Source organism: Sphingomonas aquatilis, from assembly GCF_014196115.1.
Lineage (GTDB): Bacteria > Pseudomonadota > Alphaproteobacteria > Sphingomonadales > Sphingomonadaceae > Sphingomonas > Sphingomonas aquatilis.
Window position 1 is genome coordinate 60,438 of record NZ_JACIDB010000003.1, and the last position, 16,752, is coordinate 77,189.

General features: G+C 67.4%; 10 protein-coding genes. 3 read left to right on the forward strand and 7 right to left on the reverse strand.

Annotation, left to right across the window (positions count from 1 at the left end; translation table 11 throughout):
* Positions 1–19: 19 nt before the first annotated feature.
* The gene (ggt, locus tag GGR47_RS08980) at positions 20–1,756 is read right to left on the reverse strand and encodes a gamma-glutamyltransferase (protein WP_147035165.1); all 1,737 of its coding nucleotides are present in this window, start codon (positions 1,754–1,756) and stop codon (positions 20–22) included.
* Positions 1,756–5,154, reverse strand: coding sequence for a TonB-dependent receptor (locus GGR47_RS08985; protein WP_147035163.1), 3,399 nt, complete (start codon positions 5,152–5,154; stop codon positions 1,756–1,758). Before GGR47_RS08985 ends, ggt begins: the two co-directional genes overlap by 1 nt.
* A gap of 168 nt (positions 5,155–5,322) precedes the next feature.
* On the opposite strand from GGR47_RS08985, the gene GGR47_RS08990 reads away from it, so the two are divergent.
* A complete protein-coding gene (locus tag GGR47_RS08990) occupies positions 5,323–5,868 on the forward strand; it encodes an RNA polymerase sigma factor (protein ID WP_043059201.1) in 546 nt (181 codons plus the stop codon).
* Positions 5,865–6,800 carry a FecR family protein gene (locus tag GGR47_RS08995; RefSeq protein ID WP_147035162.1) on the forward strand — a complete coding sequence of 312 codons (936 nt, stop codon included), beginning with the start codon at positions 5,865–5,867 and terminating at the stop codon, positions 6,798–6,800. The genes GGR47_RS08990 and GGR47_RS08995 overlap by 4 nt, the downstream gene beginning before the upstream one ends.
* Positions 6,801–6,806: 6 nt before the next feature.
* On the opposite strand, the gene GGR47_RS09000 is transcribed toward GGR47_RS08995, so the two are convergent.
* The 5 genes from GGR47_RS09000 to GGR47_RS09020 form a co-directional block, all read right to left on the reverse strand.
* Positions 6,807–7,856 carry a LacI family DNA-binding transcriptional regulator gene (locus GGR47_RS09000; protein WP_183949515.1) on the reverse strand — a complete coding sequence of 350 codons (1,050 nt, stop codon included), beginning with the start codon at positions 7,854–7,856 and terminating at the stop codon, positions 6,807–6,809.
* Positions 7,856–9,349: a tryptophan halogenase family protein gene (locus tag GGR47_RS09005; RefSeq protein WP_147035159.1), complete on the reverse strand. Its 1,494-nt coding sequence runs from the start codon at positions 9,347–9,349 to the stop codon at positions 7,856–7,858. The genes GGR47_RS09000 and GGR47_RS09005 overlap by 1 nt, the downstream gene beginning before the upstream one ends.
* A complete protein-coding gene (locus tag GGR47_RS09010; protein ID WP_147035157.1) occupies positions 9,346–10,377 on the reverse strand; it encodes a cupin-like domain-containing protein in 1,032 nt (343 codons plus the stop codon). Before GGR47_RS09010 ends, GGR47_RS09005 begins: the two co-directional genes overlap by 4 nt.
* Complete coding sequence (locus GGR47_RS09015) at positions 10,370–11,092, reverse strand: SapC family protein (RefSeq protein ID WP_147035155.1); 723 nt, start codon at positions 11,090–11,092, stop codon at positions 10,370–10,372. The genes GGR47_RS09010 and GGR47_RS09015 overlap by 8 nt, the downstream gene beginning before the upstream one ends.
* Before the next feature lie 108 nt (positions 11,093–11,200).
* Positions 11,201–14,227, reverse strand: a complete 3,027-nt coding sequence (locus GGR47_RS09020; RefSeq protein WP_147035153.1) for a TonB-dependent receptor — start codon at positions 14,225–14,227, stop codon at positions 11,201–11,203.
* 201 nt (positions 14,228–14,428) lie between these two features.
* Here GGR47_RS09020 and GGR47_RS09025 point away from each other — a divergent pair, with 201 nt between their 5' ends.
* Complete coding sequence (locus GGR47_RS09025) at positions 14,429–16,705, forward strand: beta-glucosidase (RefSeq protein WP_147035174.1); 2,277 nt, start codon at positions 14,429–14,431, stop codon at positions 16,703–16,705.
* The last annotated feature ends 47 nt before the right edge of the window (positions 16,706–16,752 follow it).

Below are 16,752 nucleotides of genomic sequence, written 5' to 3' on the forward strand. Positions count from 1 at the left end.
GGCATCCTGCTTCGGTGCGTCACTTGACGGGAACGGCGGCGGCGTCGGGGCGGCGGGTGTCGGCGGCGCCGAGGAAGCGGTCGCCCTCGACCATGATCGACTGGATCGAGCCCATCGTGTTCGAGCGGCGCACCTTGTGGCCCTTCGCCTCGAGCAGCGGCACGATGTCGGGCGAGAAGCCTTCCTCCAGCTCCAGCGCGGCATCGCCGCCGCCCTGGTTGATGCGGGGCCGTTCGGCTGCCTCGCTGACGTTGAGGCCGTGGTCCATGACGTTGGATAGCAACTGCACCATCGTCGCGATGATATAGCCGCCGCCCGGTGTGCCGGTGACCAGCCACGGGCGGTCGTTGTCGAAGACGATGATCGGCGTGATCGTCGATCCGACGCGCTTGCCAGGAACGGGCAGTGTGGCTCGGCGCTCGGCCGCGGCGGCGCGGCGACCCCAGGCGAGATTGCCGAGCGAGTTATTGAGCAGGATGCCGGTGCCCGGTGCGACGACGTGCGCGCCATAAGAGGCGGACAGCGTATAGGTGTTGCTGACCGCGTTGCCCGCCGCGTCGGCGACCGAGAAGTGCGTCGTGTCGCGGCTTTCGTACGGATAGGGGTTGCCGTCGGGCACGTCGTCCTTGCCGAGGGCGCGGTCGGGGCGGATCAGCTTGGCGCGCTGCGTCGCATAGCCCTTGCTGGCGAGGCCGATCGCCGGTGTCCGCCAGTCCGGGCCGCCGCCGACCAGCCGGCGGTCGGCGGACACGATCTTCATAGTTTCGGACAACAGATGCAGGTTGGCGACGCTGCCCCATTTCTGCGCGCCGACGGGGAAGGTTTCGAGGATGTTCATCGCTTCCGCGACGCTGACGCCCGAGGCGGTCGGCGGCATATAGGCGATGCGCTTGCCGCGATAGCTCGACCAGATCGGCGTCGAGACGATCGCGTGATAGCCGGCAAGATCGGCGGCATCGATGACGCCGCCGCCGGCGCGAATGCCCGCCGCGATGCGGGTCCCGAGCGGGCCGGTGTAGAAGCCGTCGCGACCCTTGGCGGCGATCGTCTTCAGCGTCGCGGCGAGATCGGGCTGGCGGAACGTCTCGCCAGCGGCATAGGCCGCCCCGTCGGGCTTGAAGAACATCGCCATCGCCGCGGGATCGTCGGCCATCAGCTTGCGCTGTGCCGACTGAGCCTGCGCCTCGTCATCGGAGAGGATGACGCCCTGTTCGGCCATGGCGATCGCGGGAGCGATCAGCGTACCCCATGGCAATGAGCCGAAGCGGCGGTGCGCCTCCCACAGTCCGGCGACGGTGCCGGGGATGGCGACGCCCTTCATCGACATCACCTTCTTGGCGTCGACCTTGCCGTCAGGACCAAGCAACAGATCGTCGGTGATGTGGCGCGACGCCTGGCCATAATAGTCGATCGCAATGTCCTGCGCCGGCTTGCCGTCCTTCGCCGCCATATGGACGAGCATATAGCCGCCGCCGCCGACATTGCCCGCGCGCGGCAGCGTCACCGCCAGCGCGAAGCCGACCGCCACCGCGGCGTCGACCGCGTTGCCGCCCTTGCGCAGGATGTCGGCACCGACCGCGGCGGCGAGCTTGTTCTGGCTGACGACCATGCCGCCGCGCCCGACGATCGGCTTGTGGATCTGGTCGTAGGCGACGATGTCACCGCCCGATGGCGAGCGCGCCTGCGGCTCTTCCTCCTGCGCGATGGCGAGCGACGGGACGAGCAGCAGGGCAAGGGTGAGGTGCTGCACGCGCATCAGAAGGACGCCCGGATGTTGGCATACCAATAGCGGCCGTACGGATTGTACAGCGACCCGAGGAAGCCGTTCGACGACAGCGGCGGGGTCGCGTTGGTGAGGTTTCGGACGCCGATTCGCATGCGATACTGGCCTTCGCGTTTGTTGCCGACACTGACTTGGCCGTAGAGGTTGTACGTCATCTGGTCCTTGATCAACCAGGCCGCGCCGGTCGAATCGATGAGGCCGGTGTCGTCGACGTCACTGGTATATTGGGTGAAGCCGCCGAGCTGGAACCAGCGGTAATTCCACGTCGCGGTGCCCGTCACGCGCCAGCGCGGCTTGCCGTTCTGGCGGACGAGGTCGCCCGCATCGGCGATCGCGGTGCCGGCGTTGATCGTGCCCGCCGCGCGCGCGTCGATCAGCTGCTGGATCGGTTGCGAGGGTTCGAGGAAGAAGCGGCCTAGGTAGGCGGCGTTGGCCGACAGCGTCAGGCGCCCCGCGCCGAAGTCCGGCAACCGCCAGTTGAGACCGAGGTCGAGGCCGGACGCCTCCTGCGGCAGTAGGTTGACGTAGCGGTCGTTGACGAACAGCACGCGGCCCGCCGGTTGCAGGCCGGAGCCGGCGAACAGCGCGATATCGTCTGCGGTCGGCGCGGCGCGCACGACATTGGCGTTGGTGGTGCCCTGTACGCGAGCCAGATAGTCGGCGATCAGCGCATTGCCTTCGCCGAAGATGCCGACGATCCCCTTCTGCTTCACGTTCCAATAATCGGCGGTCAGCGTGATCCGGCCGATGGCGGAATCGAGGAAGTGCGGCTCCAGCACGACGCCCGCGCTCCACGTCGTGGAGGTTTCGGGCTTCAGGTCCGGATTGCCGGCGCGCTGCGCGCTGATCGCGAAGGATTGGGCGCAATTGGCGAAGGAGCTGATCGCCCCGGTGCGCAGCTGCGCCTCGCAGCGGACATAGTCGACGCGGGTGTTCGAGCGCGTGACGACGCGTGCGTTGATCTGTTCGAGGTTAGGCGCCTTGAACCCTTGCGCATAGCTGCCGCGCAGGCGGATGCCGCTGACCACGTCCCAGGCGCCTGCGATCTTGGGCTTCGCGACCGAGCCGACGTCGCTGTAATGTTCGAACCGTCCCGCCAGCTGGAATTCGAGATTGCGCACCAGCGGCACGTTCATCGACGGGCTGATGACCGGGACGGCCAGTTCGGCATAGGCGGCGGCGACGATCCGCCGGCCGCTGGTGTCGGGCGATGGGCTGGTGCCGACGAGGTCCGAGCCATAGGTGATGCCGCTGACGCTGTCGGTGAAGGTCGTCGTGCCGTCGACGCGCGGATCGCGGTCGTCGAGCTGCGTTTCGCGGCGGATTTCGGCACCGAGCGCCAGGCCGAGATTGCCGCCGGGCAGCGACAGCAGACGGGCGTTGGATAGCTTGAGGTCCGCCAGCGCCAGCGTCGCCTTGCTGAAGCGCGTCGTCTTGATGCGGATCGCCTGCAGCGCCGCGTCGTTGCTGGGCGTCGCATCGCGGCCCGAGGGCGTGGTGAGGTCGCTGCCGTTGAAGGGGTTGTAGGCATCCGGTGTCGACAGCGCCAATTGGCGCTGGAGCAGCGTCGCGCTGATCCCGTCCGACGTGTCGCGCACGCGCGCTTCCGAATAGAGCGCGGCGCTTTCCCACTGGAAGCCGAGCCAGTCCCAGCGCAGGCCGGCGAGCACTCGGTACTGGTCGTTTTCGACGTGGACGAGGTTCGGGCCGGCGTCGGCGACATTGTAGCTCGACAGCGTGACGGAGAGGCCGCTGGCGGGTGCGTTGATGCCGGGCAGGCGGTTGGGGTTGGCCGCACCGTTCAGCGTCGTCGGACCGAAGGGATTATAGTAATTGGTCGCCGGCACGATGATCGGCAGCGAGCTGAGCGTGCCTGACGACGACTGAATGCTGTCGGTCGTCGCCTTGTAATAGCCGGCCTCGCCGAACAGCTCGAGGCCCGGCGTCAGCTCGTAATGGCCGTTGGCGAACAGGTTGATCCGCTCGACCGAGGGGATGATGTAGGTGTCGTAGGCCGCGCGTGGATCGAAGCGCAGATTGCGGTCGGCAGCGGCGGTGTTGGTGCCATCGTCGATGCACAGGCCGTTCTTGAGGCCGGTCGTCGCAGTGGTCTGGCAGCCGGCATTGGTGAGCGGCTGGATGTGGAACTGGCCCGAGGCGTTGGTCAGCACGGTCGTGCCCTGCCGCACCTGGACGTTGCCGACCGTCTGAAACGAGCCCCAGGGCGTGATCGACGAGCGGCCGTCGAGCGCGGTCGCGCCGTCGAAGCGCGTGCCGGCAAACAGCGGGCGCTTGTCGTCGGAGGCGGTGTAATCCTGTTCCGAACTGCGCAACGGCGTGCGGTTGGTGTAATTGGCGAACAGCGTGATGTTGCCGCGGCCCTTGCCGATGTCGGTGCCCACAAGCAGGTTGACGGTGCTTTCGGTCTGGCTGGTGCGCTCGGGGTAGCCGACCTGCCCTTCGATCTGGACGCCGGTGAAGTCGGTGCGCAGCACGGTGTTGACGACGCCCGCCACCGCGTCCGAGCCGTAGATGGCGGCGGCGCCGTCGCGCAGCACCTCCAGCCGCTCCAGGCCGAAGACGGGGATGGCATTGGTGTTGTAGGTCAGCACGGGGACGAGATTGTCGTCGGCGCGGCTGGTCGGGTGGTTCACCACGCGGCGGCCGTTGAGCAGAACCAGCGTGTTGCCGACGCCCAGGTTGCGCAGATTGACCGAACCGACGTCGCCGCGCGCCGCGTTCGAACTGTTGGGCAGATACGAACTGTTGAATGTGACGTCGCCCAGCTGCGGGATCGAGCGGAACAGCTCGTCACCGCTGACCGCGGCGGTGGCGGCGATCTGCTGTTCGTCCACGATCGTGACGGGCAGAGCGGCGGTGTTCTTCGCGCCCTTGATCTGCGATCCGACGACGACGATGTCCGATGCGGGCGCCGATGCGCCGGGGTCGGCGTTGACCGCCGCTTCGACCGCGGCGTTCGAAGGCGCGAGGCGTTCGTCGCCCACCTGTTGCGGGGCCGGCGCCGTCTGAACGAAGTTGACGGGCGCGAGCGACGCCGTGTCGACCGGCATGACGCGCACGGTGCGCGGGCCGGTATAGCGCCAGCCGAAGCCGCTGCGCGCGAGCAGCATGTTCAGCGCAGCGTCGGGCGTGTAGCGGCCGGCGATCCGCGGCGCCTGCCGATCGGCGACGGCGGGATCGGTGAAGACGAGCTGCAGCCCGGCCTGCCGCGCCACGCGCATCAACGCTTCGTCCAGACGGCCGGCCGGCACGTCGATCGCAACGATCCGCTGTTCTTTCGCCGCCGCCGCGCTCGGCAACATCATCGCCGTCGCGCATGCGGACAGCAGCAGTCGATAGGCCCTGGTCATATTGTGTCCCCCCGGATCGGTATCGCAGCTTTCCGCTGCCCCCGATCCTATCGACGCAACGCGGCCACCAATGCGAACCCCATGCACGACATTTCTTTACATTTTTACGTCTCGGGGTTCGCGATCCGACTGAACCCGCGTCATAGAGGACAGGGGGGACGCACAGACGTGCAGCAGGATGCGAACAACCGGATGGCGCCAGCCGGCGAGGGGGAGGGCGCGACGATCGTCGCCGACTCGCTCGGCGCCTATCGTGCCGCGCTGCGGGCGTTCGTCGCGCGGCGCATCGCCGATCCGCATGAGGCCGAGGATCTGGTGCAGGAGGCATGCGCGCGGCTGATCGCCACCGCGCAGCAGCGGTCGCTCGAAGAGCCGCAGGCCTATCTGTTCCGTATCGCCGCCAATCTGATCGCCGATCGCGGCCGTCGCGGGCTCGTGGTGGTGCCGCTGACCGACGAGATGCATCCGTCGATCGCGCCGCGACAGGAGGAACGCCGCCGCGTCGTCGACCTGCAACAGGCGCTGGAGGCGGCGCTCGCCGAACTCAGCCCGCGCGCGCGCACGATCTTCGTGATGCGCCGGTTCGATGAGATGGGGACGGGCGATATCGCCCGCGCGCTGGGGATCAGCCCGCGCATGGTGCAGAAGCATCTGACGCATGCGGTCAGCCACCTCTACGCCCGGCTGGGCCATCTGCGCGAGGTGACGCCGTGAGCGATCGTCACGATCTGGGCCGGCGCCGCGATGCGGTGTTCGATGCGCTGCTCGGCGAACGGGCCGACGATCTCCACCCCGACGATCGCGCCGAGGCCGCCGCTTTCTGGGACTGGCTGGGCGAACAGCCACGCCCCGCGCCGGTGCGCGACGTGCCGCGCCGGCCGGCGTGGATCGGGTGGGCGGCGGCCGCGGCGCTGGTGCTGACGGTCGGCGCCAGCACGCAGCCGTGGCTGGCGGATGGCGACACGCATGCGCCGCTGACGCGCTATGTCGCCGGGCGGGCGGAGCGCAAGGTCATCCGTCTGGACGATGGCTCCACCGTGATCCTGGGCGCCCGGAGCGCGCTGACCGTAAGCTTCACGGCGGACCGGCGCAGACTGGCGCTGGAGGGGGGCGAGGCGCTTTTTCAGGTGGCGCACGACACCAGCCGGCCGTTCGTGGTGCAGACGCCGTTCGGCGCGGTGACCGCGGTCGGCACCGCCTTCGACGTGACGGTCGGTCGCCGGGCGGCCGATGTCGCGGTGACGGACGGCACGGTCCGCGTCACGGTCGCGGTCGACGCGCGTGACGAGGGCACGCCGGTCGCCAAGCTGGCACGCAAGGGCGAACGCGTGGCGTTCGGGACGATGGAACAGGGCGGCGCGCGCATGGGCTTCATCAGCCAGGCCGAACCGGTCGGTGTCGCCGATGCCGACGCCTGGACGCGCGGCCAGCTCGTCTTCCACGGCGAGCCGCTGGAGGAGGTGATCGACGCGGTCAATCGCTATGCCGTCCGTCCCGCCGACGAACTGTCGCTGACCGATCGCAGCGCCGCGCGCACGCCGGTCTTCGGCATCGTCGATCAGGGCGATCCCGCCGCGATCCGCGATCTGATCGATCGTCCGGAGGCCGTCGCGCCGCGTCGCGACGGAGCGATGGCGCCGCGGTGATGCCCGCTAACGCGGTGCGCCGGTGGAGGCGCGGATCGCGAGCGTCGCGGGGACGATAAGCGGTTCGGTCGACGGTTCGCGACCCGCTTTGTCGGCGATGACGCGCTCGACGGCGTTGGCGGTGACCTCGGCGATCGGCTGGACAATAGCGGTGAGCGGCGGATGGACGAAGCGGACGATCGGCGTGTCGTCGAAGCTGACGATCGACAGGTCGGCGGGAACGTCGAGGCCGCGCTCGCGCGCCAGTTCCAGCGTGGCGAGCGCCATCTGGTCGCTGCTCGCGACGATCGCGGTCGGCGGGGTCGCACCGTCCAGCAGGGCGGTGGCGGCGGCGCGGCCCGATGCGAAGCCGAAATCGCCTTGGGCGAACAGGTTATCGGTCGAAAGCCGCGCGTCGGCCATCGCCTGGCGCCAGCCGTCGACGCGCCAGCCGCTCAACGCATAATCGTCGGGGCCCGCGATGAAGCCGATCCGTTCGTGGCCGAGGCTGATCAGATGCTCCGTCGCGAGCCGGGCGGCGCCATCCTCGTCCATCGCCACGGCAAAGCCGCTGCCGGGCTGGCGCGAGCCGATGCGCGCGAAGCTGATACCCTGCGCCTCAAGCAACTGCGTGATCAGCGGGTTTTCCGAATGCGGCGGGGTCAGGATGACGCCATCGGGTTGCAGCGCGGCGATGGCGCCGAGCAATTCGCGCGCGATATGGTCGCTGTGCGTGTCGATCAGCTCGACCATCAGGCGATAGCCGTGTTCGGCACAGGTCAGCATGCCGCCGAGCAGCATCTGGTCGACCCAGTCGGTGCCTTCACGATTGCGCCAGCCGGCGATGGTGCGTTCGCGATCGTTGAGCGCGACGATCAGATAGGATCGCGACCCCGCCATGCGCTGCGCCGCGATCGAGGGGACGTAGCCGAGCTTGGCGATCGACGCCTGCACGCGCTCCATCATCTCCGGCCGGACGTTCGGCTCCTTGTTGATGACGCGGCTGACGGTCTGGAGCGAGACGCCCGCATCGGCGGCTACGTGGCGGATCGTCACCGCCTGACGACGGCGGACCATCAGGCGGGCGCCGCGCCGCAATAGCGCGCGACATAATCGGCATGGGCGGGCAGGCCGCGCACCGTCGTCGCGACGCCTTGGCGCAGGCCGCCGAGGAAGCGGGCGAGTTCGTCGTCGGGCAGCTTGGCGGCGATCGGGTGGTGGGTCTGCGGCACGATGCCCTGGCCCAGCATCACCTGGATCCAGCTGTTTTCCGCGAACAGCTCGTCGTTGCGGCGGAAGACGCGCCCGGTCTCGCGGAAGAGGCCGATCTTCTGGGCGAGGCTGTCGGGGATGTCCATCGCGGCGCACTGACGCCAGAACGGGGAATCGCGGCGTTCGGTGACCTTGTAATGCAGGATCAGGAAGTCGCGGATCTGATCCATGTCGGTCAGCTGCTGGTCGTTGAATTCGGCGATGTCATGCGCCGAGATCGCACCGGCCGGCGGCAGCAGGCGGATCAGCCGCAGGATCGCGCGCTGGATCAAATGGATGCTGGTCGATTCCAGCGGCTCCATGAACCCGCCCGCCAGACCGATCGCGATACAGTTGCGGTGCCATTGCTTGCGGCGCGCCCCGGTGACGAAGCGCAGGCGATTGGGCTCGGTCAGCACCGCGCCCTCGACATTGCCGAGCAGGCGATCGAGCGCGGCGTCCTGCGGCAGATAGCGGCTGCAATAGACGATGCCGTTGCCGACGCGATGCTGCAGCGGGATGCGCCACTGCCAGCCGGCGTCATGCGCCATCGCGCGGGTGAAGGGGACGGGGGGGCGCACGCTTTCGGTTTGCACGGCGATCGCCGCGTCGCACGGCAGCCAATGCGTCCAATCGTCATAGCCGACGTGCAGGGCCTGTTCGATCAGCAGCGCGCGAAAGCCGGTGCAGTCGAGGAACAGGTCACCCTCCACCCGCGTGCCGTCGTCCAGCACCAGCGCGGCGATGTCGCCGCTCTCGCCGTCCAGGTCGACACGGGCGATCTTGCCCTCGATCCGCGTCGCGCCGTCGCCTTCCGCCATGCGGCGCAGGAAGCGGCCGTAGAGCGTCGAGTCGAGCTGGTAGGCGTAGCTCATCCGGTCGTCGGGTAGATGCGCGAACTTGCCCGCGCGCGCCGCCATCAGTTCCAGGCAATAGTCGTCGTAGGACTCGGTATGGCCGCGTGCCTGGCCATCGAGCCAGAAATGCTGGAAGCCGGCGGCCCAATGGTCCTTCCCCGTCAGGCCGAAGGCGTGGAAGTAGCTGTCGTCGGGGCCTTTCCAGCCGTCGAACTGGATGCCCAGCTTGAACGTCGCCTGCGTCGCCGCCATGAACTCGGCCTCGTTGATGCCGAGCAGCCGGTTGAAGGTGATGAGCGGCGGGATCGTCGATTCCCCCACGCCGACGGTGCCGATCGCATCGGATTCGACGAGCGTAACGGTCGCGGTGCGGCCGAGCGTGCGGGTGAGGGCGGCGGCCGCCATCCAGCCGGCGGTGCCGCCGCCGGCGATCACGATACGGCGCGAGATGACGGCGTTCATCGGCTGAGCGCTCGCAACAGATAGGCGCGCAGTCGCGCGGCGAGCTCGGGTGTCATCGGCTCGAGCACGCCGCGGCCCCCTTCGGGAATATGGGCGGTGACGGCGTCGTCATTGTCGAAGACGTAATAGTCGAACATGTCGCGCCAATGGGCCTTCTGGTCGGCGGGAAGGTCACGGATCGCCATCAGCGCGTGGTTGAGCGCTTCCTGCGGCTGGCCCATCCAGCGCGGTGTCTGACGCCACCAATAGTTCACCAGCACGTTGAAATCGTCCAGCCCCTCGACATGGTGCCACCATAGCGCGGGGATATAGAGCGCGTCGCCGGGCGACATTTCGACGACCTGGCCATGCGCCATCGCCTCGGCAAAGCGCGGATGGCGGGTAAGATCGGGGTTGTGGAAATCGACCATGCTCACCGCGCGCCCGGCGGGGGTGTTGTCGACGGGGCCGAGATGGAGGTTGCGGAACTGGTCGCGCGGGAACAGCGTGAAGCGCCGGTGCCCGACCGCGACGACCGCAAGATTGTCCGGCACGTCATTGTGCGCGGCGATGCGCGTGCGCGTGCCCATCCAGATGCTGGCGAGCGGTTCGCGCGCGCCCAGATCGATGTGGTTGGCGGCATGCAGCCCGTCGAAATACTGGTGCATGTCGATCGAGGCGAGATAGACGGCGGGCGCCTCCGCCTGTCCGGCGAAGGAGGCGATGCGCGCGAAAATCTCGGGCAGTTTCGCATCGAACGTGCGGAAGTTCATCGCCATCGCGGCGTCGTAGAACAGGCGCCCGCCGCTGCCCGGCTGGCCGACCGCCACAGTGAAGGGGCGGTCGCGATGATGGCGCAACAGATAGTCGCGCGCGGTATCCGCCGATTGCAGTCCGGCGCGGACCAGCGGCCAGTCGCGCGCCAGACCGCGCACGACGAAGGGCGTGTCGGCCGTGCGCAGCCGCGCGTCGAGATCGGCGGCGTCGGCAACCGTGACTTCGGGCACGGCGGCAAGGCCGGCCAGCGGCCCCAGATTCGCCTCAGCCATGGGAGAGGCGGCGGTTGCGGCGCTCGACCAGATCGCCGAGATGCGCCAGCGAGGCGATCGCCATATACATGGGCTCCAGATGGCCGCCGGCGTGCAGGTCGGCGAGCGCCGCTGCGTCGAGCCCGGCGAGCCGATCCTCATCGATGATGTGGAAGCCGACCAGTCGGTTGCGGGCGCCGTCGTCCAGCGTCACGTCGAGCGTGAAGGGTTCGAGCAGGTCGTAGCGCTGAAGCGCGGCGAAGAAGGCGGGGGCGGCGCGATAGCCCTCGTCCAGCGTACCCAGCTGACCGGCGATGCGATCCAGATAGGGCGTGGGCTGGCCCAGCTCGTCGAACAGCCGCGTGCCCTCTCCCGTGGCGCTGATCCGGGGGGAGGAGAGGTCGATGTGGACCTGCCCCGGCCCTTCATGTGTCGCGCTGCCGCCGATCAGGAAGGGCTGGATCTCCATCGCCAGCGGGCGATAGCGCGCGTCCCAGCGATCGCCGTCGAGGAACAGGTTTTCACCATTTTCGAAGCCGAACATGGCAAGCGCGGTGAAACGGTCCCGCGTGTCACTGAGCCTGAAGAGGATGGGGTAGGTGCCTTGTACCGCGCGGAATTCGGTGGGGACGGTGATGCAGCACATCTGGGCGTCGCCTAGGGCCGCATCCCGCTCGGTACGGATGGCGAGATCGCGGTGCGCCTCCGCGGTCAGGATCGCGTGCTGGCTGGTCATCGAACGCACCACTCTTGGTCAAAATCTGGTCGTAGGCAGGGGTGCCGTCCCTGCACGAAAAAAGCCAGCCTTCTCTGGAGGGAGAAGGCTGGCAGGCCCGTGGGGGACTTAGAAGGTGAAGCGGGCGCCCGCCGAGTAGCGCGCATCCTGCTTGGTCACGAAATTGATGTTGCGGTCCGAGCGAAGGTGGCCGCCGCGATTCTCGCCGAGGATGTTGATCCCTTCGGCAAAGATCGTGACGCGTGGCGTGATCGCATAGCTGATCGTGCCGTCGAGCTGGCCATAGGTGTTGACGTAGACCGGGTTGGTGCCCGCCGCGGCCAAGAACCCCTTGCGCCAATTGTAGGCCGCACGCGCGTTGATGCCGTATTTGTCGAAGAACAGCACGGCATTGGCACTGTCCGACAGACCCAGCACCGCAAATTGCGCAACGCTCGAGGGTTTGGTGTTGTCGTACTTCTGGTTGCTGTTGACGATCGTGTAGTTGAGGATCGTGCCGAAGCCGGTGTTCCAGAAATTGTGCTGGATCGCGAATTCGAAGCCATCGATCGCGGCGGTCTGGCTGCTGTTGAACGGCGTCGAGACGATGAAATTCACCAGCGGATCATTCGCCTGCGCGATGATCGTGCCGTTGACCACCGAGCCCGGATAGTTGGTGCCAATGTAATCGCGGATGTTGGCGAAGGTCAGATCCTGGCCACGCGCGGTAAGAGCTGCGACCGCCGCCTGATAACGGGGGCCGTTATACGGCGTGGTGATGCCCGGGATCGTCGTGTTGACCTGGGTCGTGCTGATGTAGTTCGACACGTCCTTATGGAAGTATCCGACCGAGATGTAGCTGTCGCGCGTATAATACCATTCCACCGACAGATCGATGTTCTTCGACTTGTAAGGCACGAGGTTGGGATTGCCGACCGACCCGAAGCCGCCACCGACGCGGAATAGCTGGTCGATCCGGCGACCGCCCTGCAGGCTGCCGTAATCCGCACGGGCGATCGTATGGCTATACGATGCACGCAGCTTGACGTTCTCCAGCGGCTGGAAGTCGAAATCGACCGAGGGCAGCCAGTTCTCGTAATTGCCCTTGAACGTCGTGAAGCCGCTACCCTGGAACAGCACGTTGAATTCGTTCTGCGAATTCTGCCGCGCGCCGACCGGCGTGGGCACGAGCGCAGACGCGGAGACGTCGGTATGTTCGTAGCGCAGCCCGGCGATCAGGTGCGCGGTGCGCGAGAACAGGTCGAACTTGCCGTTGAACTGGGCATAGGCCGACATCGTCTTTTCATGGACGCGCGAATCGGTGTTGTACGGGATCAGGCACTGGCCGTTGCCACCGCAGATCTTGTACGCCTGGTCGAGCAGCTTGACGACGCTCGGCAGGTCGAAGCTGTAGAACGACTTGATGATGTTCGGATCGTTCGCGCCGCTGATCCCGGAGAACTTATCGGGAATGCTGGTCAGCTTGAACAGATTGTCGGGCAGCAATGCCGCCGCCGCGGCGCGCTGCGCCGGGCTGTCGCCGCCGGTGCCGCCCCAGGTATCGTTCTGCAGGACGCTGTAGGCCGAGCGCACCTTGTTGTCGGTATATTCGGTGCCCCAGTCCAGGCTGTCCATGAAGCCGTGGCCGTGGTCGTAATGGCCGCGCACCATGACCTGGTTGATCTCGTCGCGGAAATAGGAATTGCGGAACGCGTTGCCGGTGGGAACGATATTGGCCGCATTCAGCGGATCGATGCCCGAATACATATTGTACGAGATCACGGGCAGTTCGTGATCGAAGTTCAGCGTCTGGTTCTGGACGCCGAAGACGGCGGTGCCGACCGAGTTGCTGTTGCCGTACGGGCTGTTCGGCTTCGATTCGGCAGTCGAGTGATGCGCATCGAGCGTCATCGTCACGCCACCCGGGGCGTTCCACGTCAGGTTGCCGCCGAGCGACTTGTTCTCGTTGCGCACCGAGGTCTGCGACGCCGAATAGGCCAGATCCTTGGTTTCGCCCGCGCCGAAGCGCTCGGTGTAGAAGATCGGGCCGGCGACCGGGCCGTTGGTCCAGGCGCTCAGTGTGTCGTTGTGGTTATACCAGATGCCGACGCTATTGTCGCGAATGTCGATCGTGTTGCGTGCGTAGGTGTAATCGATCGTTGCGGTCAGATCGTCGGTCGGGCGGAATTGCAGCACCGCCTGGCCGTTGATGCGCTCGCGCCGGCCATTGACGACGTCGTAGCCGCCGTTCTGCGGCACCTGATACACGTCGGTGGCCTTGGGCCGGTTGGTGATGTTGGCGTAGCGCGGGTCGCCCGGCATCGCCAGCGACCCCCAGTTGTTCTCGTTACCCAGATAGCCGTCGCGCCAGCCGATGTTGGCGCTGTTCGAACTGAAGTTACGGCGCTGGTAGGTGCCGTTGATCAGGATCCCGATCCGATCGTCGGCGAACGTATCGGAAATGATGCCCGAGATTTCGGGCGTGACGTCCTTGCGGCCGTTCTGCGAGGTGTCGACGACGCCGCGCGCCGCGATCGACCCGCGCAGGCCGGGCTTGTCGAGCGGACGGGGGGTGCGGACGTTGACCGTCGCGCCGATGCCGCCGGTCGGAATGCTGGCGCGACCGGACTTGTAGACCTCCAGCGCGGCCACGCCTTCAGACGCGAGCGTGGCGAAGTCGAACGCGCGCGAACCCGGTGCGCTGTTGCCGTCGCCGATGAACGACGTCGGCATCTGGCGGCCATTAAGCGTGACGAGGTTATAGTCGGCGCCAAAGCCACGGACGGTGACGAACTGGCCTTCGCCGTTCGACCGGTCGATCGACACGCCGGTGATCCGCTGCAGCGATTCGGCGAGGTTCGTGTCGGGGAACTTGCCCATGTCCTCGGCGCTGATCGCGTCGACGATGCCCTGGGCGTTGCGCTTGATGTTGACGGAATCGCGCAGAGACGCGCGGATGCCGGTGACGACGATGTCGCCGTCCGCCTGGCCCGCGGTGCCATCGGCGGTGGGGGGCTGCGGATCAGTCTGCGCCGAGCCGGTCTGGCCGACGGTGGCGGCGGCATCCTGCGCCGCGGCGGCAGCCGGCAGCATCAGGGCGGCGGTCGAGACGCCGATAGCGAAGTGCGAAAGCAGGCGAGCATGGACGCTGCGCATGGAAATCCTCCCCAATAACAAAAGGGCGCGGTTGTCGCCGCGCTTCTTGGGAACGTTCACTCGTGCAAAGGCCCGAATGTGTCAAGACGTGTCCGGGGTGGGCGATCCGCAATTGTGAACGTTCTCTGGACAGGCTGGCAGAAATGCAACACAAGCGGCCAAAATCGGATATTCGGGAGGATGACGGTGACGAAGGCAAGGATGGCCGGCGGGCTGGCGACGATCGCGCTGGTCGCAGCGGGGATGACCGCACAGGCGCAGGCGCAAACGGCACAGGCGGCTTCGGCGAGGGCGCAAACCCCGGCGAACGGCGAGACACGCGGGCCCTCGTCGTCCCGTGCCCGCGCCGACCGGATCGTCGCGCAGATGACGCAGGCGGAGAAGCTCGCGCTGGTCCATGGCCTGTTCCCACCGATGGCGGCGGGCAAGACGCCGAACGAACTCATCCCCTCCGCCGGCCATATCGACGGCATCCCGCGCCTCGGCGTGCCGCTGGTGCGCGAAAGCGATGCGTCGCTCGGCGTCGCCAATCAGGTGGAGCAGCGCAAGGGCGACGTCGCCACCGCGCTGCCCTCCAGCCTCGCCACGGCGGCGAGCTTTGATCCCGCGATCGCACAGGCGGGCGGCGCGATGATCGGGTCGGAAGCGCGCGACAAGCGGTTCAACGTGCTGCTGGCCGGTGGCGTCAACCTGACGCGCGATCCGTGGAACGGTCGCAACTTCGAATATCTGGGCGAGGATCCGCTGCTCGCAGGCACGCTGGGCGGCGCGCATATCGCGGGGGTCCAGTCGAACAACATCGTCTCGACGATCAAGCATTTCGCGCTCAATTCGCAGGAAACCGGCCGCATGGTGGTCGATGCGCGGATCGGCCAGGCGGCACTGCGCATGAGCGACCTGCTCGCCTTCCAGATCGCGATCGAGAAGGGGCATCCCGGATCGGTCATGTGCGCCTACAACAAGGTCAACGGCGACTGGGCGTGCGAGAACAAGCATCTGCTGACCGATGTGCTGAAGCGCGACTGGAACTATGCCGGCTGGGTGATGAGCGATTGGGGCGCGGTGCATTCGACCGTGAAGGCGGCCAATGCGGGGCTCGACCAGGAATCGGGCCAGGAACTCGACAAGGCGATCTATTTCGGCGCGCCGCTGGCTGAGGCGGTGGCAAAGGGCAGTGTGTCCGAGGCGCGGCTGGACGACATGGTCGCGCGCTATCTGACCGGCCTGATCGAGACGGGCGCGTTCGACCGGGCGGTGCCCGCACGCACCGTCACCTCCGATTACGCCGCGCATGCGCTGGTCGCGCAGCGTACCGCCGAGGCAGGCATCGTGCTGCTGAAGAATCAAGGCGACCTGCTGCCGATCGCGCGCACCGTGAAGCGGATCGTCGTGATCGGGGGCAATGCCGATGTCGGCGTCCTGTCGGGCGGCGGGTCGAGCCAGGTGCGATCGGTCGGCGGGGCGCCGGTGGAGATTCCGCTATCGACCGGCGGATCGGCGTCGTTCGCGCGGATCACCTATCACGCTTCCTCGCCGCTCGACGCATTGCGCAAGGCGCTGCCGGGGGTGAAGGTCGACTGGGTCGACGGGCGCAATTTCAACGCGACGCTGGACGCCGCGCGCTCGGCGGACCTCGCCATCGTCTTCGCGACGCAATGGACGACCGAGGCGGACGACGTGCCCGACCTGCATCTGCCCAACCAGCAGGACGCGCTGATCGCTGCGATCGCGGACGCTCAGCCGAAGACGATCGCGGTGATGGAGACGGGCGGCCCGGTGCTGATGCCGTGGATCGCCAAGGTGCCGGCCGTGGTGCAGGCCTGGTATCCGGGTCAGCGCGGCGGCGAGGCGCTGGCCGCGATCCTGACGGGGAAGGTCGCGCCGTCCGGACGCCTGCCGATCACCTTCCCGGCCGACGCCTCGCAGCCGCCGCGCCCGCGGCCGGTGGGCCTCGACACAATGACCGACCTGCAGGCGGCGGCAGCGGCGAACCCGGCGGCGGCCTCCACCTATCAGCTGCAAAGCTTTCCGGTCGAGTATGTCGAGGGTGCCGATGTCGGCTATCGCTGGTATGAGAAGAAGGGGCTGAAACCCCTGTTCCCGTTCGGCCATGGCCTCACCTACACGCGCTTCGCCTATAGCAACCCGGTGGTGACCGGCGGCAAGGCGCTGAGCGTGACGTTCACCGTGACCAACGTCGGACGGCGCGAGGGCGTGGACGTGCCGCAGATGTACGTCGCGCGCGACGATGGTGCGACGCCGATGCGGCTCGGTGCCTTCACCCGCCTCACCCTGAAGCCGGGCGAGACGCGGCGCGTGACGCTGACCGCCGAACCGCGCATCGTCGCCGATTACGACACCGGACTGCCCGGCTGGCGGATCACGGGCGGCCGCTATCGGGTCGCGCTGGCGCAGGATGCGGCGGATCGTACGATGGTGTCGACCGCGACGCTCGAAGCGCAGACGATGAAGCCATAGGGCACGGCCGCTGACGTGGATTGCCGGGCGGCGCAAAGGAGCGCAGG